Below are 20900 nucleotides of genomic sequence, written 5' to 3'. Positions count from 1 at the left end.
GCTTGTGGGCCACTCGTCAGGGCGGATCACGACCCGAACACTGGTTCCAGTGAACCAAGACCGCCGCCTCCATCCGGCCTGGATCGTCGCCGTCGTGGCCTTCGCCGCGCTGGTCGGCGCCGCTGGCTTCCGGGCCACCCCGTCGGTGTTCCTGCATCCGCTGCACGCCGAGTTCCACTGGCCGCTGGCCACGATCTCCGCCGCCGTCTCCGTCAACCTCCTCCTCTTCGGCCTCACCGCCCCGTTCGCGGCGGCGCTCATGGACCGGTTCGGCATGCGGCGGGTCGTCTGCGCCGCCCTCCTGCTGGTCGCGGCGGGCAGCGGGCTGACCGTGTTCATGACGGCGAGCTGGCAGCTCATCCTCTGCTGGGGCGTCCTCGTCGGCCTCGGCACCGGCTCGATGGCGCTGGCCTTCGTGGCGACCGTGACGGGCCGCTGGTTCGTGCGCCGGCGCGGCCTGGTCACCGGAGTGCTGACCGCGGGCGGGGCGGCGGGCCAGCTCGTGTTCCTGCCGCTGCTGGCGTCGGTGGTAGAGGCGCGCGGATGGCGTACCGCGGCATTGATCGTCTCCCTGGCGGCACTGGCCGTCGTCGTACCCGTGCTGTTCTGGCTGCGCGACCACCCGGCGGACGTCGGGGTGACCGCCTACGGCGCGTTTTCAGATGAGCCCGCGCCGCCGGCGGACGGGCGAGGAGCGGCCCGGCGCGCCCTCGGCGCGCTCCGCGCGGCCGCCCGCACTCGCGCCTTCTGGCTGCTCGCCGGCGGCTTCGCGATCTGTGGCGCCACCACCAACGGCCTGGTCGGCACCCACTTCATCCCGGCCGCGCACGACCACGGCATGAACGAGACCACGGCGGCGAGCCTGCTCGCGCTGGTCGGGCTCTTCGACATCGCCGGCACGATCGCGTCCGGCTGGCTCACCGACCGGGTCGACAGCCGGGTACTGCTCGGCGCCTACTACGCCCTGCGCGGCCTGTCCCTGCTGGTACTGCCCAGCCTGTTCGCGGCGACCGCCCAGCCGAGCATGCTGGTGTTCGTGATCTTCTACGGCCTCGACTGGGTGGCCACCGTCCCGCCGACCGTGGCCCTCTGCCGCGAGTACTTCGGCGCCGACGGCCCGGTGGTCTTCGGCTGGGTGTTCGCGTCGCACCAGGTGGGTGCCGCGCTGGCGGCGACCGGCGCGGGCCTGGTTCGCGACCAGCTCGGCACGTACGCGATGGCCTGGTACATCGCGGGCGCCCTCGCGATCGGGGGGTCCGTACTGTCCCTGATGCTGCGCCGGCCCCCGCTCGCTCCTGCTCCCGCGCCCGGTTCTGCTCCGGCTTCCGCGCCCGCTTCGGCTTCCGCGATAGCGTCGCAGTCGTGATCACACGTGATGACGCCGTCGCGGCGGCCGCCCGCGTCGCCGGTTATATCCGGCGCACGCCCGTGGTCGAGGCGGAGCCCGGCGCGCTCTGGCTGAAGCTGGAGTTCCTGCAGCACAGCGGCTCGTTCAAGGCACGCGGCATGTTCAACCGCATCCTCGCCGGCGACGTGCCCGCAGCTGGCGTGATCGCGGCGTCCGGCGGCAACGCGGGCGGCGCCGTCGCCTACGCCGCGCAGACGCTCGGCCTGCCGGCCGAGGTGTTCGTGCCGGTCACCACGCCACCGGTCAAGATCGAGGCGCTGCACCGCCGCGGAGCCACCGTCGTCCAGCACGGCAACGAGTACGCCGAGGCGTACGAGGCTGCCACCAAGCGCGCCGCCGACAATGGCGCCCTGTTCTGTCACGCTTACGACCAGATCGACGTGTGCGCCGGCCAGGGCACGCTCGGGCTGGAGCTGCTCGAACAGGTGCCCGATGTGGACACCGTCTTGATCGCGGTCGGTGGCGGCGGCCTGATGGCCGGCGTAGCGGCCGCGCTCGAGGGGAGCGCCCGGGTGGTCGCCGTCGAGCCCGAGACGTGCCCGACGCTGCACTCCGCGCTCGCGGCGGGCGCCCCGGCCGACGTGGAAGTCTCCGGGGTGGCCGCCGACTCGCTCGGTGCCCGGCGCGTGGGCACGATCGCGTACGAGGTGGCCGTCCGCACCGGTGTGCACTCTTTGCTGGTCAGTGACGACGACATCGTGGCCGCGAGGCGCGCCCTGTGGGACCGGTACCGCGTCCTCGTCGAACACGGCACCGCCGCCGCCTACGCCGCCCTCCTGACGCGCGCCTACACGCCCGCGACGGGCGAGCGGGTCGCACTTGTCCTCTGCGGCGCCAACACCGACCCGACCCGACTCTGACTCTTGCGGTGGAGTGCCGGAGTGTGGTCAGGTCGTTGCTATGCGTGACGAGCCCGAGCTGACCCTCACCGACCTCGCCACCCTCTTCACCCCCGCCCGCGAGGAGCGCATCGGCATCGAGTTGGAGTGCGGCCTGGTCGACCCGCGTACGGGTCACAACGTCGGGTACCACCGCGCGCACGGCTTCCTCGACGCCCTCCGCCAGGAACTCGGCGGCACCCCGATGGACGAAGCCGGCGCGCTGGTCGGCGTCGAGCTGCCCGGTGGCGCGCAGGTGTCGCTGGAATTGGGCGGCGCTATCGAGTACTCGTCGGCCCCGTACCGTTCGCTGACCGACCTGGTAGGAGCGGCCCGCCGCGACATGCTCGCGGTCTCGTCCGTCGCTCGCCGGCTCGGGCTGTCGATCCTGCTCGGGGCGCTGCTGCCCTTCCCGCCTCCCGAGGGCATCCCGTGGGCGCCGAAGCCCCGGATCGGCATCATGCGCGACTATTTTCGCCGGCTCGGCCCGCCCGCCTCCTACGCCGAGCGGGTCATGGGGCTCACCCTGTCGACGCAGACCACAGTGGACTTCCTGTCACCGGTCGACTTCCGCGAGAAGCTGCGGTTGCTGGCGAAGGTCGCGCCCATCGCGGCCGCCCTGTTCGTCAACTCACCTCTCGACGACGGCCAGCCGGCGGGAGTGCTCTCGCACCGCATGCGCATGTGGGAGCGCGTGGATCCGGCCCGGTGCGGGGTGCTCGGCTTCGCGACCGCCCCTGACGTGTCCACAGAGGATGTACTCCGCTGGGCGCTCGACCTGCCGATGATCTACCGCCACACGCACGGCGGGTACACCGCCGCACCCGACCGGACGTTCGCCGAACTGATGCGCGACGGCTTCGGCGACGGCACGCGACCTGCCTTCGGCGACTGGCGGGCGCACCTGTGCCAGGTCTGGCCGCACGTGCGCGCCCGCAACACGCTGGAGATGCGCGCCTTTGACGGGCTGGGCTGGTCCGCGTTCGCGGCGGGGCCGGCGTTCGTGGTCGGCCTGGCGTACCACGCACCGTCTCGCCGGGCCGCGCTGGCGCTGCTCAGCGACCTCACCGCCGCAGACCTGGCTCGCGCCACCAGCGACGTGGCCGCCAAGGGCCTCGACGCGCTCGCCGGCCGCCACTCGGTGGGCGCGCTGGTGGAGGCGCTGCTCGGCTTGGCGCGGCAGGGTCTGCGGGCGCGGGTCGACGCCGGCATCGACTCCCCGGACGGGCCGGACCTGCTCGACCCGCTCGACGGCGTGGTGCGCAGCGGCGTCACGTTCGCCGAGCGGTACCTGAGTGACTGGGCGGGCCCCTTCCGCGAGCGCCCCGACGCCCTCGTAGCCGCCCACCGCATCCCCCCATCCCCGTGATCAGGGCGTCCCTCAAGTCGCTCTAACGACTTCAGGGACGCCCTGATCACTGCGCTCACGAAGTGAGGGTGCTTCGGAGGGTCGCCAGGTTGTCGGTGGCGCGGTGGCCGGCCGCCGTTAGGGAGTCGCGCAGGGTGCCCAGGTCGGCGACGGCCTGGTCGGCCCGGTGACGCACGGCGTTCAATGCGGTGGCGCGCGTGGCGCGACGGTGCGCGCGGTTCTGCGACTCCCGGTGCCAGCGCTTGGCTCCGACACCCACGACGACGAGTCCAGTGAGGACACTCAGGACGGCCAGCACGTGCGGCCAGCCGATCACCGCGAGGCACAGCAGTCCGCCCGCCACGAGCGTCGCGATGGTCGCCCTCGTCGGGACCCGCTCGTCCGGGTACCGGGTCTCGACCACCCGTAGGGCGCTGGCCAGGTCGGTCTCGTCTACGCCGTCGACGCCGACCCGGACGGAGACCCGCTCGATCGTCGCGGTGGCCTGTGCCGGTGGGTCGACCGCCGCCGCCTCCGCGAGCCGTTCCCCGGCCGACAACAGCCAGCCGGCGCCTGCCGTGCGGGCGAGCCGGGCAAGTGGCGAGCCGTCGGCGCGGAACGCGTCTTCCTCCAGCAACTCCAGCGGCGGCGAGAGCGGCGCGTTCCACGACTCCGGGACCGGGCGGTCTTCGAGGACGGCGCGCAGCTCGGTTGCCCTGCGCAGCAGCGCGACCTCCTCCGCACTGCCCTCGTCAACGAGCGCCCGCAACACCTCGGCAAGTGCCTGCTGCCCATCCCCACCGGCCGCCGCATCCGGGGCTGGCGCGGTCGCGCAGAGGTCGCGTAGGCGCTCCAGGCGGACGCCTGCTGTGAGCGCGTCCGCCGCGTCAGGGACGCGGTCCAGTGTGGACGGCAGCTTGGGCGCGAAGGCCTGGATGGCGTCCACGCGCTGCCGCCAGGCTTGACCTACGAGATGGGAGCGCTCCGGCGGCAGCCCGTCGACAAGCGCCTTGAGCCGCTCCGCCAACACATCCTGGCCGGTTGGGCCGAACGTGCCCGCCGCCGCTTCCGTCCACAGTGTTCGCTGGGCGCGACTGATCGGGGAACCAGGCGACAGGGTGCCCAGCGCACGCGGCAACCAGGACGTGCTGAGGTCGGCGCGTCCGGCCACGGCGGTCGCCACGGCGAGCAGCAGCGCGGTACGCCCCTCGTCGCGCTCCTGCGCCAGTGCCAGGTGCTCGCCGGCGCTCTCCCCGCGCAGCAGGGCCACCAACGCCTTCGTGGCGGGCGCCAGCCAGTACCCGGAAACGTCCTCGAACGACGCCGCGCCGGCCTCGGTGCCCTCGCTCGACGCGGCTATGACCGTGCGGGCGCGATGCCGCACCAGGGCCGGCGGCGTGAAGAGCGCGAGGATCATCCGCAGGTCGCTCAGCTCCACGAACGCGTCGAACGCGCGCGTCAGCCGGGTGAGCCGTTCCTCAACGGAACCGCGCAGGCTGCTCAGCTCGGACCGCAGCCGGCTGCTCTCCTGGAACTGGATCGAGATCGTCGAATTGAGCGACGCCACCTCGTCGTCGAGTTCCCGCAGCGCTCGCTGCTGCCGGTAGTCCATCCAGCTGTCGGAGGCGATCCAGTCCCCAAAGGTCACCGCACCACCGTAGGAGCCCTGGTCAATCCACCCGCATGAGGTCGGTCTCGATGCGGTCGAGGGCGAGCCGGACGGCACCGAGCGCCACTGACTCGTCACCCAGTTCGGAGGGTGCGATCCGGGTCGGGCTCAGGCACAGCGGGGGCACGTGCCTGGCGAGCGCGCCGGCGAGGTCGCCGCCCGTCAGCGTGAGCGGCCCGCCGACCACCACCATCTCCGGGTCGAACGCGAGCACCATCGCCGCCACGCCGGGCGCCATGCGGGCGGCCATCGCGTTGAGGCCGGTGCGTTCCCGCACCGCCGCCGTGTCGCGCAGGCCGAGCACGGGCAGTACGCCCACTTCGCCCGCCGCGCCCCACCTGCCCCGGTGCAGCCGGCCGCCGATCAGCACTCCCGCGCCGGTATGCGAGCCGGCGAGCACGTAGACGACGTCGTCGACGTCGCGGGCGGCACCGCGCCAGCGCTCGGCCACCGCGGCCAGGTTGGCGTCGTTCTCCACGAGGATGGGGCAGTTGAACGACCGGCCCATCTCCCGGCCCAACTCGAAGCCCTGCCACTCGGGCACCACGTTGCAGTACGCGATGGTCCCCTCGGGATCGACCACGCCGGGCGTGCCGGCGGCGACCGCCCACAGTTGCTTGCGGCCGATGCCGGCCGCGGCGAGGCAGGCGCGCACGGCCGCGCGCACGGCGGCGAGCCGGTCGCGGGCGGGGGCGTCGGGCGCCAGGGCCTCGCGGTGCGCGCTGACCACCTGCCCGTCCAGGTCGGTCAGGAAGAGCAGCGTGCGGTCCGTCGCTATCTCGACACCCAGCGCGTACCCGGCTTCGGCCCGGAACCTGTATCGCCTCGCCGGCCGCCCGAGGCGTTTGCCCTGCTGGGGGGCCACCTCTTCGGCGAGGCCGCGCCCGGCGAGTTCGACGAGCGCGCCTTCGGTGGTGGGCCTGGACAGGCCGACGGCACCGGCCAACTCGGTCAGGGTGGGCTCCCCGGCGCCGCGCAGCGCGCGCAGGGTGGCGGCCGCGTTGATGCGGCGTAACACCGAGGGGTCGCCCCCATGAAGTGGACGTTCGCTCACCGGCACCTCTTGACACGGCTCAGGACAGGGACAACTCTATTGCAAGATACTTTCGAAAGGATCTTGCATAAATGGTGACGCTCGCCGTCGCCGGCGCTGGCCTGCGCGGCGCCGGATACGCCCGCCGGGCAAAGGCCACCGGCGGGGCACGCGTCGTCGCGGTGGCTGAGCCCGATCCGGTACGCCGAGCCAGATTCGCCGCCGAGCACGGGATACCCCCGGAGCGCGCCTTTACGCACTGGCGCGAGCTGGCAGCGGCCGGGCGGCTCGCGGACGGCATCGTCATCGCGACCCAGGACGCCGACCACGCGGAGCCAGCCGTGCGCTTCGCCAGCCTGGGCTATCACATCCTGCTGGAAAAGCCCATGGCGACCACCGAAGCCGACTGCGTGCGCATCGTCGAGGCGGTCGAGCGTGGTGGTGTCATGCTCGCCGTCGGTCATGTCCTCCGTTATACGCCCTACACGCGTGCGATCCGGGACATTATCCGCAGTGGACGGATCGGCGATCCCATTAATGTTCAGCATCTGGAACCGGTTGGCTGGTGGCACCAGGCGCACTCCTTCGTGCGCGGCAACTGGCGAAGCGAAGCCGAGTCCGGCCCGATGCTGCTCACGAAGTCCTGCCACGACATCGACTGGATCATGTACGTGCTCGGCGACGTGCCCGCCCGGGTCAGTTCCTTCGGGCGGCTCTCGCACTTCCGGCCCGAACACCGGCCGGCCGGCGCCAGCGACCGGTGCGTGACATGCACCGTCGAGCCGGACTGCCCGTACTCGGCGACCCGCCTCTACCTCTCGTGCCTCGGCGACCCCGAGCGCGAGAGGTGGCCGCTGGGCGCCGTCACCGACGACACCACCACCGAAGGCGTGCTCGCCGCGCTCCGTGACGGCCCGTACGGCCGCTGCGTGTACGCCTGCGACAACGACGTGGTCGACCACCAGGTGGTCAACATGGAGTTCCCGTCCGGGGCGACCGCGTCGTTCACGATGACCGCGTTCACGCCACTGGCACAGCGGCAGACCCGCGTCTTCGGCAGCCGGGGCTATGTCGAGGGCGACGGCCACCGCCTGACGGTGCACGACTTCGTCAGCGGCGAGGTCGAGGTCGTCCACACCGGAGCGCCGGACGCGGCACCGACCGGGCACCAGGACGCCGACGACGCGCTCGCGGACGCGTTCGTCGCCGCGCTGGCCACCGACAACCCGACCCTGCTCAGCTCCGACGCGCGGCAGAGCCTCGCCGGCCACCGGGTGGTCTGGGCGGCTGAGGAGGCCCGCCGCAGCGGCACCGTCGTCGACATCCCTTTTGGAGGCAGCCCGTGATCCCCTTGGAACGCCGGTCGTTCCTGGCCCTCACCGGGGTCAGCACCGCGGCCGTCGTGCTCGGCACCGGCCATCCGGCCGCCGCCGGCTACGACGGCAAGGTGCCACCCGCGCCGTTCACGCTCGGCGTCGCGTCCGGCAGCCCGTTGCCCGATGGCGTCGTGCTGTGGACCCGCCTGGCACCGGAACCGCTCGCGGCCGACGGCCACGGCGGCATGCCGCGCCGTCCGTACACAGTGCACTACGAGGTCGCCGACGACGCCGCGTTCCGCCGGGTGGTCGCGCGCGGACAGGCACTCGCCTCGCCCGAGCTGGCGCACACCGTGCATGTGGAGGTCCGCGGGCTGCGGTCGAACCGCGAGTACTTCTACCGGTTCCGCGCCGGCGGCGAGATCAGCCCCGTCGGGCGTACCCGCACGGCACCCGGGCCTCGCGACACCCCCACCGAGCTGCGCTTCGCCACCGCCTCCTGCCAGGCCTGGTACCACGGCCATTTCACCGCGTACGAGCACATGGCGACCGAGGACCTCGACGTACTGTTCTTCCTCGGCGACTACATCTACGAGTACGCCATCAACGCGAACAACCTGTGGCGGCAGGGCGTGCCGATGCCGGCCCCCGAGCACAACACCGAGACCGTGACGCTTTCGCAGTACCGCCTCCGGTACTCCCTCTTCAAGACCGACCCCAACCTCCAGGCGATCCACGCGCACGTGCCGTGGCTGGTCACCACCGACGACCACGAGGTGCAGAACAACTACGCCGACGAGTGGTCCGAGACCGGCATCACGCCCGCCGACTTCCTGCGCCGGCGTGCGGTGGCGTACCGGGCGTTCTACGAGCACCTGCCGCTGCGCGCCGTGTCCCTTCCGGACGGTCCGAGCATGGCCCTGTATCAGCGGCTCGGTTGGGGCCGGCTGGCCGAGTTCACGATGCTGGACAACCGGCAGTACCGCGACACGTACCCGGCAGGCGTGGTCACCGACAACTCTCCCGAACGCCACAACCCCGACCGCACGATCCTCGGCGCTCAGCAGGAACGCTGGCTGTACGAGGGGATCGCCCGCACCCGCGCCACGTGGAACCTGCTCTCCACGGGTGTGGTGATGGCGCAGATCGACCGCGACACCGGCCCGGGTGAGCTGTACAGCAACGACATGTGGGACGGCTTCCCCGCCAACCGCGACCGGCTCTTCGCGGCGCTCCAGCGCTCGTCCGCGACACCCGTCGTGCTGAGCGGCGACATCCACCGCCACGTGGCCGCCGAGCTCAAGACCGACTGGCGCGATCCCGACTCGGCGACGCTGGGTGTGGAGTTGGTGGGCGGTTCCATCGGGTCCGATGGGGACGGTGCCGAGACCGACAGCTTCGGTCCACTGTGGCTCGGCAACCCGCACGTCAAGCTGTACAACGCCCGGCGCGGGTACCTGACCGGCCGGCTCACCCCGACCGAGCTGACCAGCGAGTTCAAGACCGTCCCGTACGTCACCCGGCCCGGCGCGCTCGTCACGACGGCGGCGCGGTTCGTCACCGAGGCCGGCCGGCCCGCCCTGAACCGAGAGGTGTGACCATGCCCGACGTCGTGCGCCGCCTGCGCGCCACCGGAGAGCTCGGCCGCATCCGGCTCTCCTGGGAGGGCGAGGCGTACCACCCGCTCGTCGACCACTACGCCATCTACGCCTCCGTCGACGGCGCCGACGAGGCGCTGCTCGCACAGACCGTCTACGCCACGTTCGTCCACAGTGGCCTCGGTGGGAGGGCGCGCAGCGTCCGGTACAGGATCGTCACGGTCGACGCCGCCGGACGCCGCAGCCGCCCGTCTTCGGCGGTCACGGGCACCAGTGTCGAGTCGGTGGCGGTGAGCGGCGCTCCTATCGCGACAGTGGGAAGCTTCGACCACAAGAGCCTGGAGTTGGCGCTCGCACCGAACGGGTACGCGCAGTTTCCGACCCGGTTCCCCAACGACGTCGACTTCACACACGGCGTACACGCACCGGGAACCGACTGGGCCTACCTGCACCCCGGCCCCGCCGACGCCTGGGCCGGACGCAAGGCGCACCGGTTCACGCTGCGCTTCGGGCTCGACGCCGTCCCGGCCGCCGACCCGTGGCTCGCGATCTGGCTGATCGACACGCACGCCACGAATCCGGGTACGGTGACGATCGCACTGAACGGGACGCCGGTGCGCGACGTGGCGCTGGAGAAGGGTGCCACTCGCGGTTCGCTGGAGGGCGACGCGACGCTCCCCGGTACCGTCCTCAAACCCTCGTACGTGGAGCTGGCGCTCCCCAGGGCGGCGCTGGCGCCGGGCGAAAACACCCTGACCATCGACAAGCCCGCCGGCTCCTGGCACGCCTACGACGCGATAGGCATCTTCACCCACCCGTAGCCCTCCAGCGGCGACTCCGCCGCGCCACCTCTCTCCGCCGATCAAGGGCGAATGCACGCGGTTGGATCTCTTTCCGCGTGCGTTCGCCCTTGATCGATGCGGATGGCCTTGATCGGCGAGGTCCGCACAGCGACAGGCCCGTGCCCGACAGCACCCACCGCGCCACGCCCAGCACCCACCACGCCCAGCACCCACCACGCCCAGCACCCGCCGCGCCCACAGCGACAGGGCCCATGCCCGGCGCGCCCGATGCGCCGCGCCCAGCGCGTCCGCACGGATAGGCCGTATGCCCGGTAGCGCCCTCACCGCGTCCATCGAACCTCGCGGCAGCGCCGCCGATGACTGTGTGCCCTCCGGGGCACCAACTCGCCACGGACGCCGCGGGCGTCCAGATCGCGGCAAGCCCGTGGCCATGCGGAGGCGCCACCCAAGGTGACGCCGACCGTCCACCCGGCGTGGGTTACGGATGCCACGCCGTCAAGGGCGCAAGCTCGCCGTTGCACCGGGACGCTGTGAACAGTTATGGCTGCTATCGCAGCCATAACTGTTCACAGCCCGAGGGGTCCGCTCCGCGGATCGGGACAATCCGGCCACCCACGGCGCCGAGCGGCACCCGGCCGCGCGGTTGCGGTGGGCGCCCCTGGACGCCGCGCCAGATCGCCTACCGCAACAGCGCCGATCAAGGCCATCTGCGTGGATCAAGGGCGAACGCACGCGGAAAAGAGATCCAACCGCCTGCATTTGCCCTTGATCGACGAGGAAAGGCGCCGCCCGGCGGCGCCACGGGCGCTGGGGGCCGCGCCCGCGCGGCAACGTTCGGCGCCGCGCGGGCGCGGCTAGCGGGAGGTCAGGACTTCGCGGAGTAGTGCCAGGTCCTTGCTGATTACCGCTGTCACGCCCAGCCGCCGGGCGTGGGCCAGGGCCGCAGGCGTGTCCACCGGCCAGACCATGACCTGCTCGACGTACCGGCGCAGCTCCGCCACCACCGGCGGGGTCAGCAGCCCGAGGCGGATCGACACGCCGTACTCAGGCTGCCGCCGCAACCGCCGGATCAGCCGACCCAGCGAGGCCCGGTTGCTCGATGACAGCACCCGCCGCACCGGCGGCTCGAACGAGTCAAGCATCCGCCAGTGTTTCGTGCACACCGTCACCGCCGCCGACGGCATCCGCTCGCGCAGCAGCGTGGCGGCCTTCGGGGCGACCGCCGCAGCCGGCCCCTTCAGGTCGAGCATCAGCCGCGGGTCGCCAGCGGCCGCGTCGAGCACGTCGGACAGTTCGGGCAGCACGATGCTGCGGCGGCGGACCAGCTCCCATTTGTCCCACAGCAGGTGCGGCCCGAGCGTCTTGCGGTGCCTGATCTCCAACGCGCCCCGGAACAGGTGTACGTCGGCCTCGACGAGGTCGACCCCCGCGTCGAGGGCGGCCCGCAGTCCGGCGACGTCGTTGCCGGCGCGGTGGGCGACAGCGAGCAAGGGCGGCATGGCGCCCACGGTAACCCGGACCGATCTCACCGTTTGCCCAGACAGCCGGCGGGGAATTCGGCAAGGTTGGATCGGAGGAGGCAAAAGTGACTACTGGACAGATACCACCATCACCCAGCGGGTTTCCCGCAACGCCCGACAAAGCCGTGCCCGCGGACGCCATCCGGCCAACCGTCTCCGTCGCGACGTACAGCGACTACCCTTCCGCGCAGCGCGCGGTCGACTACCTGTCCGACAACGAGTTCCCGGTCGAGAACACCGCGATCGTGGGCACCGACCTTCGGCTGGTCGAAAACGTGCTGGGCCGCCTGACGATCTGGCGTGCCGCGCTCGCCGGTGCGGCCAGCGGTGCCTGGTTCGGTCTGTTCATCGGGCTGCTCTTCGGCATCTTCAGCACGTCGAGCTGGGTGGGCGTGATCCTCGCCGGCCTGCTGATCGGCGCGTTCTGGGGTGCCGTCTTCGGCGGCGTGGCGCACGCGCTGACCGGTGGCCGCCGCGACTTCACGTCGACCAGCTCGCTGCAGGCGTCCCAATACGCGATCATGGTCGACGCCGAACACAGCGAACAGGCGCGCCAGCTCCTAACGAGGATGACCTGGCAGGCGGCCAACCCATGATCAAAGCTTCATTCAAGTCATAAGGGCGACTTGAATGAAGCTTTGATCATGGGACGTAGCGGAGCTCGCCCGCCTCGATAGGGGCGGGCAAGCGGTTCTCCTCGGGCGCTAGTGGACACAGCCACTGGTCGGAGTACGCGCAGCTCGGGTTGTACGCGTAGTTGAAGTCGAGCCGCACGCGCGACCCGGGCAGCACGCTGACCCCGCGACCGAAGGTGCCTTTGACGGTGTCGGTCAGGTATCGCCCGCCACCATATGTTTCGTCCCGATACGTCCCGTCCCGGAACGGTAGGAACAGCCCGCCGCCGTACGCCTCGATCCACCAGAGCGTCAGCGGTCCCCACGGCGTCTCGGCGATCGCCACCCGGCGGTACCGCACGACACCGTCCGGCCCGCCGGTGTCGATCTCCATCGCGCCGTGCGCCGGCCGGAGTGGAACATCGACGACCGCCTCATCGCGCCGTGGGAAGTACCGGAGCCCGCGGAATCCGGAGCGCGCCAACGAAGGAATTGGTGACTGTGGGTGACCGGCAAACAGCAGATCGCGTGCGGTCCGGAAGCCGGTCAGGTCGAGGTCGGAGAGGTACATCCGGGTCGTCTGTTCGCGCCAGTCCAGCAAGTCCAGGTCATCCACGGTTTCGAACCGTAACCGGAAAATTGGTGAACCGCCCATTGATCGGTAGCGGACCGCATAACGTACTCCCGCGCGATGAGGCACTATTTCGCCCCCGCTCCCCCGAGAGCGTCGCTGATACCGTTTGTCCGTGATTTCTCGGACACCACGATGATCCGCACGGTCGGCTTGGTGCTGCACCCCGAACGGGACAGCCGCGCCGCCATGTCGACCATCGCCACCTGGGTCCGCGGCCGGCAGGCGAAGCTGCTGGGCCTGCCGGAGGAGGTGGCGCGCACCGACGGCGCCATCCCAGTACCGGCCGACGAGCTGGCACACCAGTCCGATCTCATCGTCAGCCTCGGCGGCGACGGCACGATGCTGCGCTCGATGCGGCTGGCCCGCGGCGCCCGCGCACCCGTGCTCGGCGTCAACATGGGCCGGCTCGGCTTCCTGGCGGAGATCGACGTGCCGCAGCTGCCCAGCGCGCTGTCCGCGATCGACGACCGGAAGTTCACCGTCGAGGCGCGGTCCGCGGTCCGCTCGACCTTCAAGGGCCAGGAGACGGTCGGCTTCAACGAGGTCGCGCTCGTCCGCCGGCCCGGCGGGCCGATGGCGGCCATCGCGCTGTACGTCGAGGGGTGCCCCTTCATCCACTACGTCGCCGACGCGCTGATCGTCGCCACGCCGACCGGGTCGACCGCGTACAGCTTCTCGGCCGGTGGCCCGATCGTGTCGCCGCGCACGCAGGGCCTGGTGGTGACCCCGGTGGCGCCGCACTCGGCGTACAACCGGTCGCTGGTGCTCTCGGAGGGCGAGAAGGTGGCGCTCAAGGTGCTGCCCGCGAGCGGCGCCATCGGCATCGAGGCGGACGGCGCGGTCGTGGGCGAGTTGGGCCCCGGCGACGTGCTGGAGGTCACCGCGGTGCCGGCGGCCGCCAACGTGGTACGCCTCGGCCACACCACGTTCTACCAGCGCGCCCAGCGCAAGCTGCGGCTCACGGGAGCCACCGAGGTCGACCAGAGCTGGTAGCTCATTAAAATTTGAAGTACTCTCGGGGCATGGCCGAGCCGTTCACCGAGACCCAACTGGCTGGCTGGCGGGCGTATATCGAGTCCAGCCAACTGCTGATGACCCGGCTCGAAGAAGACCTGCGGGCCAGCAGTGGCCTGACGTTCAACGACTACCACGTGCTCGTGCTGCTCTCCGAGGCCCCGGGCCGCCGGCTGCGCATGGGCGAGTTGGCGAGCCGGCTGGTGTTCTCGCCCAGCCGCCTGACGTACCAGATCGGCTCGATGGAAAAGCGCGGGCTCGTGGCCCGCGAAGCGTGCCCCGCCGATCGCCGGGGTAGCGAGGCCGTCCTGACGGCCGAGGGCCTGCGCGTGCTGCGCGAGGCCGCGCCGCACCACCTCGCGTCGGTGCGCCGCCACTTCATGGACGACCTCGACGACACCGACGTCGCCCACCTCGCCAAGATCTTCAGCCGGTTGGGCAAACAGCTGAGGTCCGCACCAGGAAAAGAGAACTGACATGCCAGCCGTCACCGTGGACGACGTCCTCGTCCTCCCGCGCCTGCCGAAACTCGATCCCGCGGCCACGGCCTATCGGCCGGTCCGCCGCATGATCACCGCGCCCAGTGGCTACGAGGGCGAAGGGTTCCCCGTCCGCCGGGCCTTCGCCGGTGTACCGCTCAGCGAGCTGGACCCCTTCATCCACCTCGACCAGATGGGTGAGGTCGACTACGCCCCCGGCGAGCCGAAGGGCACCCCGTGGCACCCGCACCGGGGCTTCGAAACCGTCACGTACATCATCGACGGCGTCTTCGACCACCAGGATTCCAACGGCGGCGGTGGCACGATCACCAACGGCGACACCCAGTGGATGACCGCCGGCGCCGGGATCCTGCACATCGAGAAGCCGCCGGAGCACCTGGTCGTGAGCGGCGGCCTGTTCCACGGCCTGCAGCTCTGGGTCAACCTGCCCAAGGTCAAGAAGATGAGCCCGCCGCGCTACCAGGACATCCGCGGCAAGCAGTCCGGCCTGCTCACCACCCCGGACGGCGGGGCGCTGATCAGGGTCATCGCGGGCGAGTTGGCCGGGGTGACCGGTCCCGGCTCGACGCACACGCCGATCACGATCGCGCACGTCACGCTCCAGCCGGGCGCGGCGCTCGACCTGCCCTGGCGGCAGGACTACAACGCGCTGGTCTACGTGCTCGCCGGCAAAGGAACGATCGGCGCGGACGGCCGCCCGATCGAGACCGGGCAGCTAGCGGTGCATGGAAGTGGTGACGCCATCCGGGTCACCGCCGGTTCGCGCGAGGTGCTCGACCTGTACATCATGGGCGGCGAGCCGATCCGGGAACCCGTCGCCCACTACGGCCCATTCGTGATGAACACCCGCCAGGAGCTGATGCAGGCGTTCGAGGACTATCAGGCTGGCCGCCTCGGCGTGATCCCCGCCGAGCGCGTGCCGCACACCTGATCAGGAAATCAGGAACACACCGGCAACGCCGAGCAACACCATCACCAGCAGGACCATCAGCAGGCCACGCTCGGACTCGACGGGCTGTTGTGCCTTGGTGGGAAGGGTCTCGCTGCTCATCGTGGTCGCCCCCTAGCTGGTCGTTGATGTGCCTTTGACGGTAGGGCGGCACGGCGCCTGGGTAATCCTGGCTTCGTGCCACCCGACGACTGGTTCCTCACGCCCCCCGAGCGCGGCAACCCATATACGGCAGTACCCGGCTGGGTTGGATCAAACACCGCCGAGCCGCTAATTCACGGCAGTTCGTACTTTGACCAGCTTGTGACAGATGTGGAGGCGCTCGAAGCGGGCGATCACCTCTACTTCACCGACTGGCGCGGTGACCCCGACCAGCTCATGCGCCCCAATGGCCCCACGATCGCCGAGCTCTTCTGCCAGGCCGCCAAGCGCGGCGTGGTCGTCAAAGGGCTGATGTGGCGCTCACATTTGGACGCGCTCCAGTACAGCGAGGAGGAGAACCGGCACCTCGGCGACGCCATCGAGGAGGCGGGCGGCGAGGTACTGCTCGACCAGCGGGTGCGGCGGGGCGGCTCGCACCACCAGAAGCTCGTCGTGCTGCGCCATCCCGGCCGGGTCGAGCGCGACGTCGCGTACGTCGGCGGCATCGACCTGTGCCACAGCCGCCGCGACGACGCCGACCACCACGGTGACCCGCAGGCCGTGCGGATGTCGACCCGGTACGGCGACCGGCCACCGTGGCACGACGTGCAACTGCGGCTCCAGGGGCCGGTGGTGGGCGCGCTCGACCAGGTGTTCCGGGAGCGCTGGAACGACCCCACCTCGCTCGACACCCACCTCCCCCTGGCACACCTGCGCGACTGGCTCAGCCACGCCGACCTGTCGGCCGAGAAACTGCCGCCCCAGCCGCCCGACCCGCCGCCGTCGGGGCCGCACGCCGTGCAGGTCATGCGCACGTACGCCGCGATGCGGCCGCCGTACGACTTCGCGCCGAAGGGCGAGCGCACCGTGGCTCGCGGGTACACCAAGGCGATCCGCCGGGCGCGACGACTCATCTACCTGGAGGACCAGTACCTGTGGTCCGGCGAGGTGGCGCAACTGTTCGCCGACGCGCTCACCCGCCACCCGGACCTGCACCTCATCGTGGTGGTGCCGCGGTACCCCGATGTGGACGGTCGGCTCGCCTGGCCGCCCAACCAGGTGGGCCGTGCGAAGGCGCTGGAGGTGTGCCGGGCCGCCGGCGGCGACCGGGTGCACTCGTTCGACGTGGAGAACCACGCCGGCACGCCCGTGTACGTGCACGCGAAGGTGTGCGTCGTCGACGACGTATGGGCCAGTGTGGGCAGCGACAACTTCAACCGTCGATCGTGGACACACGACAGCGAGCTTTCGTGCGCGGTACTCGACGAAACGCGCGACGAGCGCGAGCCTGCCGACCCGGCCGGCCTCGGCGATGGCGCCCGGGTCTTCGCCCGCGACCTCCGGTTGCGGCTCCTGCGCGAGCATCTCGACCGGGAGCCGTCCGCCGACGCCGACCTGGTCGACCCGGAGTCGGCCGTGCGCGCGGTGACCGAGGCGGCGCGGGCGCTGCAGGCCTGGCACGAAGGCGGCAAGCGCGGGCCACGCCCACCCGGCCGGCTGGTGCCGCACGAACCCGAGGCGCTGCCCCGGCGCACCCGGCTGTGGGCGATGCCGGTGTACCGGATGGTCTACGACCCCGACGGCCGGCCGTGGCGGCAGCGCCGTCAGAAGTCCTGGTAACGCCACTCTCGCGGTATCCAAATTGGACGGTCGGGATCACCGGACAGCGCGAGGTCGGCGCGCCACGCGGCGACCGCTGGCTCGCCGGCGTCCTGCCAGCGGTCGAGCAGCGCGGCCAAGCGAGCGGCGTACTCCTCGGCGTGCGCGCCGCTGCCCCCGATCGCGCCATCCGAACTGACAGCGGCGCCCGCGGCGGCGGTCTCGTCCAGCACCGCGCACGCCGTGCTGTCTCCCCGGTGCGCGAGCGTGGCGCGGGAATCCCAGACGCCACAGGCGAAACAGAGATCGTGGTACCGGAAGACGTCGAGCGGCGGCTCGAACCGCGGCGGCAACATGACGACCGGATCCGGTAGCGGGCCGGCCGGCTGCGGATGCTTCCACGGGTACGCCGCGCCGAGCGGCCCGGCCGCCGCCATGAACCCGGCCGCGCACATCCCGCGCGCTCCCTCACCTGGTGTCACCCGCAGCACCGGATGGTGGCCGGCGTGCGCCACCGGCGCGAGCACGAAGCCGCCCGGCACCAACTGGTCGAACCACTGTGGAGAGACGCCGTTGATCCCGACCGTGACGACGATCCGGTCGTACCTGCCAGGAACTCCCTCGTATCCGTCGCCCTCATGAAGCTCCACATCGGACACTCCTGCCCGGGCGAGGCCGGCGAGCGCCCGGTCCAGCACGTCGGGCTGCACGTCGATGCTGGTGACGCGGGCACCGACCGCCGACATCAGCGCGGCGTTGTATCCGGTGCCAGCCCCCACCTCCAGCACGGACATGCCGGGCGCCAGGTCGAGCGCCTCGATCATCGCGGCCATCAGCGAGGGCTGGCTGGAGGAGCTGACCGGCGTCCCGTCGACGATCTTGGTGACGAGAACGTCGTTGGTGTAGACCGCGTCGAGAAAGCCCTCGTCGTCCGGGGCGACCCAACCACCGTCCCGCGCGTGGAACCCGCTCGCCACGAACGCCTCGCGCGGCACCGCCGCGAACGCCGCGGCCACTTCGGGCCGCGTGATCCCGCCTTCGCCCCGCAGGGCGTCGGCATAGCGCCGGCGCAGCTCCTCGGCAACCGCCATCAGTCCACGGTATGCCACTCCGGGTTGCCCAAAGTGGTCACCCACTGACGAACCTTCTCCACATCACCCGGCGCGAACGCCAGACTGAGCAACAGCAGCAGTCGCGCCTTCTGCGGCAGAAGGTCGTCACCGGCGACGATCGGTTGCGTGGTGCTCCCGCCGTACACCGACCCTGAGCCGGTGCGCGTGGTGGATACGAACACGACGCCCTTCGCCGCGGCCGCCGTACGCGCCGCCGTCTGAGCCGCCGACACGCCACCGGCACCGGTGCCCGCGGTCACGATGCCCTTGACGCCCGCGTCCGCGAACGCGGTAATGGCCTCACCGCCCGCCTGCTGGTAGCTCGTCACCACCTCGACGCGCGGCAGCGCCTCCGGCGCCACCTTCGCCACGTTGAACGGGGTCAGCCAGCGCTGCTTCAGGTCACAGTCCGCTACCCGAGACGGCGCCCGCCCGACCTTGATGTTCGGCCCGTCGATCCAGCCCAGTACACCGAACTCTCGCGTCTGGAAGGTGTCCATCCGGTACGCGCTGGTCTTCGTGACGTCGCGCGCCGCGTGGAACTCGTCGCCCAGCATCAGCACGGTGCCGTAGCAGTACGTGGCCTGGCTGGCGGCGAGGACGATCGCGTTGTACAGGTTGGCCGGCCCGTCCGCGCCGATCACCTGCGGCCCGTTGACCGTGCCCGCCGCCCACGGACGCATCGCGCCGGTCATGACCACCGGCTTCTGGTCGCGGACCGTGAGATCCAGCCAGTACGCGAACTCCTCCATCGTGTCGGTGCCACTGGTCACCACGACACCGTCAGAATCCTTGAGCGCCTTCTGGACGGCGAGCGTGAGCGCTTGGAACTCGGCGATCGTGTATCCGCCCGAGCCCTTGTTGCCGAACTGCACCGTCGTCACGTCGGCGACGTTGCCGAGTTCCGGCTGGAGCTGGCCGACCATGTCCGCGATCGGGATCTGCCCAGCGCGGTAGTCGGTGAAGCTGCTGCGCGACGTCGCGACACCGGCGATCGTGCCGCCCGTGCCGATGACAGTGACCTTGGGCTTCCTGGCTTTGGCGGCGGCGACGGCTTGGCGGTAGGCGACACTCTCGACGCCGTTGTCCAGGTCCACGCCGCTGACGGTGTTCTCGGGGGTTTCGGGGTCGCTGGCGGTCACGGTGATCACGACGGCTGCGGTGAGGGCGGCACTGAGAGCGGGCAGTAGGAGCGCTGAAATCGATATCTTCTTCAACAAGGAGTACCTCCACGAGGCGAACGAAGATCAACAACATCCTGTCCGCCACGCGTTACCACCCCGTTGCTCCCACATTTCTTCGTGAGACGGGAAGGTCAGTCACGCAAGCGATCTATATGCCGCATCTTGTTCATGGCGTCGAGCGCCGCCACCTTGTACGACTCAGCGAGCGTCGGGTAGTTGAACACCGTGTCGACCAGGTAGTCGATGGTCCCGTTGCACCCCATCACCGCCTGCCCGATGTGGATGATCTCGGTCGCCCCGGTGCCAAAGACATGCACTCCCAGCAGCGTCCGATCGTCCGGCGACACGAGCAGCTTCAGCATCCCGTACGAGTCGCCGATGATCTGCCCGCGCGCCAGCTCCCGGTACCGCGCGATGCCCGTCTCGAACGGCACGCCCGCCCCCGTCAGCTCCTCTTCCGTGCGCCCGACGAAGCTGATCTCCGGGATCGTGTAGATGCCGATCGGCTGGAGCTGGTGCATCGCGCGCACCGGCTCGTCGCAGGCGTGGTGGGCGGCCAGCCGGCCCTGCTCCATGGAGGTCGACGCCAGCGCCGGGAACCCGATCACGTCACCGACCGCGTAGATGTGCGAAACCGGGGTGCGGAAGTGCTCGTCGACCTGGATACGGCCGCGATTGTCGGCGCTGAGCCCGGCCGCCTCCAGCGAGAGCTGGTCGGCCATCCCCTGCCGCCCGGCCGAGTACATGACCACGTCGGCGGCGATCCGCTTGCCGCTCTCCAGCACCGCGATCGCGCCACGCGGGTGCCGCTCGACCGACGCCACCGCCTCGCTGAACCGGAAGGTCACCGCCAGGTCGCGCAGGTGGTACTTGAGCGCCTCGATGATCTCCAGATCGCAGAACTCGAGCATCCGCTCGCGCCGCTCGACCACCGTGACCTTGGTGCCCAGCGCCGCGAACATCGACGCGTACTCGATGCCGATCACCCCGGCGCCCACCACGACGAGCGACTGCGGGATGTTCTCCAGGTTGATGATGCCGTCCGAGTCGATGATGGTGCGTTCGTCGAACTCGACCGCGGCGGGACGCGCCGGCCGCGTCCCCGCGGCGATAATGATCTTCTCGGCGGTCACCTTGGTGTCTCGCCCCGCGCTGTCCTCCACCACCCGCACCGTGTGCTCGTCGGCGAACACGCCCGTGCCGGTGAGCAGCCGGATCCGGTTGCGGGCGAGCTGGCTGCGGATCACGTCGATCTCGCGACCGATGACGTGCTGGGTGCGGGCTGCCAAGTCGGCGACCGTGATGTCATCTTTGAGGCGATAACTCTGGCCGTACATCTCTCGCTGGCTCATGCCGGTGAGGTAGAGCACGGCCTCCCGGAGGGTCTTGGACGGGATGGTGCCGGTGTTGATGCACACCCCACCCACCATGTGCCGGCGCTCGATCACGCCGACCCGCCGGCCTAGCTTGGCAGCGGCGATCGCGGCCTTCTGTCCACCGGGGCCGGAGCCGAGGACGAGCACATCGAAGTCGTACACCGCATCATTGTGTCAAGATGTCGGGCCGGGTGGTGGGTTGCA

The 20900-nt window shown here is 70.8% G+C and carries 18 protein-coding genes; 11 read left to right on the top strand and 7 right to left on the bottom strand.

The window, feature by feature from the left end:
* Window positions 1-49: 49 nt before the first annotated feature.
* The 3 genes from QMG73_RS14425 to QMG73_RS14415 are packed head-to-tail and all read left to right on the top strand — an operon-like array spanning window position 50 to window position 3655.
* A complete protein-coding gene (locus tag QMG73_RS14425) occupies window positions 50-1366 on the top strand; it encodes an MFS transporter (RefSeq protein WP_281895626.1) in 1317 nt (438 codons plus the stop codon).
* On the top strand, window positions 1363-2268 hold the full coding sequence (locus tag QMG73_RS14420; RefSeq protein WP_281895624.1) for a threonine/serine dehydratase: 906 nt from the start codon (window positions 1363-1365) through the stop codon (window positions 2266-2268). Before QMG73_RS14425 ends, QMG73_RS14420 begins: the two co-directional genes overlap by 4 nt.
* A 40-nt stretch (window positions 2269-2308) precedes the next feature.
* Window positions 2309-3655: a glutamate-cysteine ligase family protein gene (locus tag QMG73_RS14415; protein ID WP_281895623.1), complete on the top strand. Its 1347-nt coding sequence runs from the start codon at window positions 2309-2311 to the stop codon at window positions 3653-3655.
* A 55-nt stretch (window positions 3656-3710) separates the two neighbouring features.
* Here the strand turns inward: QMG73_RS14415 and QMG73_RS14410 are convergent, their stop codons facing one another.
* Window positions 3711-5282, bottom strand: coding sequence for a hypothetical protein (locus tag QMG73_RS14410; RefSeq protein WP_281895620.1), 1572 nt, complete (start codon window positions 5280-5282; stop codon window positions 3711-3713).
* Window positions 5283-5304: 22 nt separating this feature from the next.
* On the bottom strand, window positions 5305-6357 hold the full coding sequence (locus QMG73_RS14405) for an ROK family transcriptional regulator (protein WP_281895618.1): 1053 nt from the start codon (window positions 6355-6357) through the stop codon (window positions 5305-5307).
* 71 nt (window positions 6358-6428) lie between these two features.
* On the opposite strand from QMG73_RS14405, the gene QMG73_RS14400 reads away from it, so the two are divergent.
* From QMG73_RS14400 to QMG73_RS14390, 3 genes are read left to right on the top strand one after another with little or no spacing between them, the layout of a single operon-like run.
* Entirely contained in the window at window positions 6429-7682 is a 1254-nt protein-coding gene (locus QMG73_RS14400) for a Gfo/Idh/MocA family protein (RefSeq protein ID WP_281895616.1), read from the top strand.
* Window positions 7679-9250: an alkaline phosphatase D family protein gene (locus QMG73_RS14395; protein WP_281895615.1), complete on the top strand. Its 1572-nt coding sequence runs from the start codon at window positions 7679-7681 to the stop codon at window positions 9248-9250. The genes QMG73_RS14400 and QMG73_RS14395 overlap by 4 nt, the downstream gene beginning before the upstream one ends.
* Before the next feature lie 2 nt (window positions 9251-9252).
* Window positions 9253-10071, top strand: a complete 819-nt coding sequence (locus QMG73_RS14390) for a polysaccharide lyase family protein (protein ID WP_281895614.1) — start codon at window positions 9253-9255, stop codon at window positions 10069-10071.
* An 836-nt stretch (window positions 10072-10907) separates the two neighbouring features.
* Here the strand turns inward: QMG73_RS14390 and QMG73_RS14385 are convergent.
* Window positions 10908-11552, bottom strand: a complete 645-nt coding sequence (locus QMG73_RS14385; protein ID WP_281895613.1) for a glycerophosphodiester phosphodiesterase — start codon at window positions 11550-11552, stop codon at window positions 10908-10910.
* 146 nt (window positions 11553-11698) lie between these two features.
* Between QMG73_RS14385 and QMG73_RS14380 the strand changes: the two genes are divergently transcribed.
* Window positions 11699-12169 carry a general stress protein gene (locus QMG73_RS14380; RefSeq protein ID WP_281895769.1) on the top strand — a complete coding sequence of 157 codons (471 nt, stop codon included), beginning with the start codon at window positions 11699-11701 and terminating at the stop codon, window positions 12167-12169.
* Window positions 12170-12215: 46 nt separating this feature from the next.
* Here the strand turns inward: QMG73_RS14380 and QMG73_RS14375 are convergent, their stop codons facing one another.
* Window positions 12216-12803 (bottom strand): DUF1684 domain-containing protein, encoded by a 588-nt coding sequence (locus QMG73_RS14375; protein ID WP_281895611.1) that lies wholly within the window; start codon window positions 12801-12803, stop codon window positions 12216-12218.
* A gap of 150 nt (window positions 12804-12953) precedes the next feature.
* On the opposite strand from QMG73_RS14375, the gene QMG73_RS14370 reads away from it, so the two are divergent.
* The 4 genes from QMG73_RS14370 (at window position 12954) to QMG73_RS14355 (ending at window position 17045) form a co-directional block, all read left to right on the top strand.
* Window positions 12954-13814 (top strand): NAD(+)/NADH kinase, encoded by an 861-nt coding sequence (locus tag QMG73_RS14370; RefSeq protein ID WP_281895609.1) that lies wholly within the window; start codon window positions 12954-12956, stop codon window positions 13812-13814.
* A gap of 29 nt (window positions 13815-13843) precedes the next feature.
* Window positions 13844-14311: a MarR family winged helix-turn-helix transcriptional regulator gene (locus QMG73_RS14365; protein WP_281895606.1), complete on the top strand. Its 468-nt coding sequence runs from the start codon at window positions 13844-13846 to the stop codon at window positions 14309-14311.
* A 1-nt stretch (window position 14312) separates the two neighbouring features.
* Window positions 14313-15266 (top strand): pirin family protein, encoded by a 954-nt coding sequence (locus tag QMG73_RS14360; protein WP_281895603.1) that lies wholly within the window; start codon window positions 14313-14315, stop codon window positions 15264-15266.
* A gap of 195 nt (window positions 15267-15461) precedes the next feature.
* Window positions 15462-17045: a phospholipase D family protein gene (locus tag QMG73_RS14355; protein ID WP_281895601.1), complete on the top strand. Its 1584-nt coding sequence runs from the start codon at window positions 15462-15464 to the stop codon at window positions 17043-17045.
* On the opposite strand, the gene QMG73_RS14350 is transcribed toward QMG73_RS14355, so the two are convergent.
* The 3 genes from QMG73_RS14350 to sthA form a co-directional block, all read right to left on the bottom strand.
* Window positions 17030-18115, bottom strand: a complete 1086-nt coding sequence (locus tag QMG73_RS14350; protein ID WP_281895600.1) for a protein-L-isoaspartate O-methyltransferase family protein — start codon at window positions 18113-18115, stop codon at window positions 17030-17032. The two genes, QMG73_RS14355 and QMG73_RS14350, sit on opposite strands and share 16 nt — an antisense overlap.
* Window positions 18115-19353: an asparaginase gene (locus QMG73_RS14345; protein WP_281895599.1), complete on the bottom strand. Its 1239-nt coding sequence runs from the start codon at window positions 19351-19353 to the stop codon at window positions 18115-18117. The genes QMG73_RS14350 and QMG73_RS14345 overlap by 1 nt, the downstream gene beginning before the upstream one ends.
* A gap of 98 nt (window positions 19354-19451) precedes the next feature.
* Window positions 19452-20858, bottom strand: coding sequence for a Si-specific NAD(P)(+) transhydrogenase (gene sthA, locus QMG73_RS14340; RefSeq protein ID WP_281895598.1), 1407 nt, complete (start codon window positions 20856-20858; stop codon window positions 19452-19454).
* Window positions 20859-20900: the final 42 nt, after the last annotated feature.

This window comes from Phytohabitans aurantiacus (genome assembly GCF_027923225.1).
GTDB classification, from domain to species: domain Bacteria; phylum Actinomycetota; class Actinomycetes; order Mycobacteriales; family Micromonosporaceae; genus Phytohabitans; species Phytohabitans aurantiacus.
This window is presented reverse-complemented; position numbering and strand designations above follow the sequence as displayed.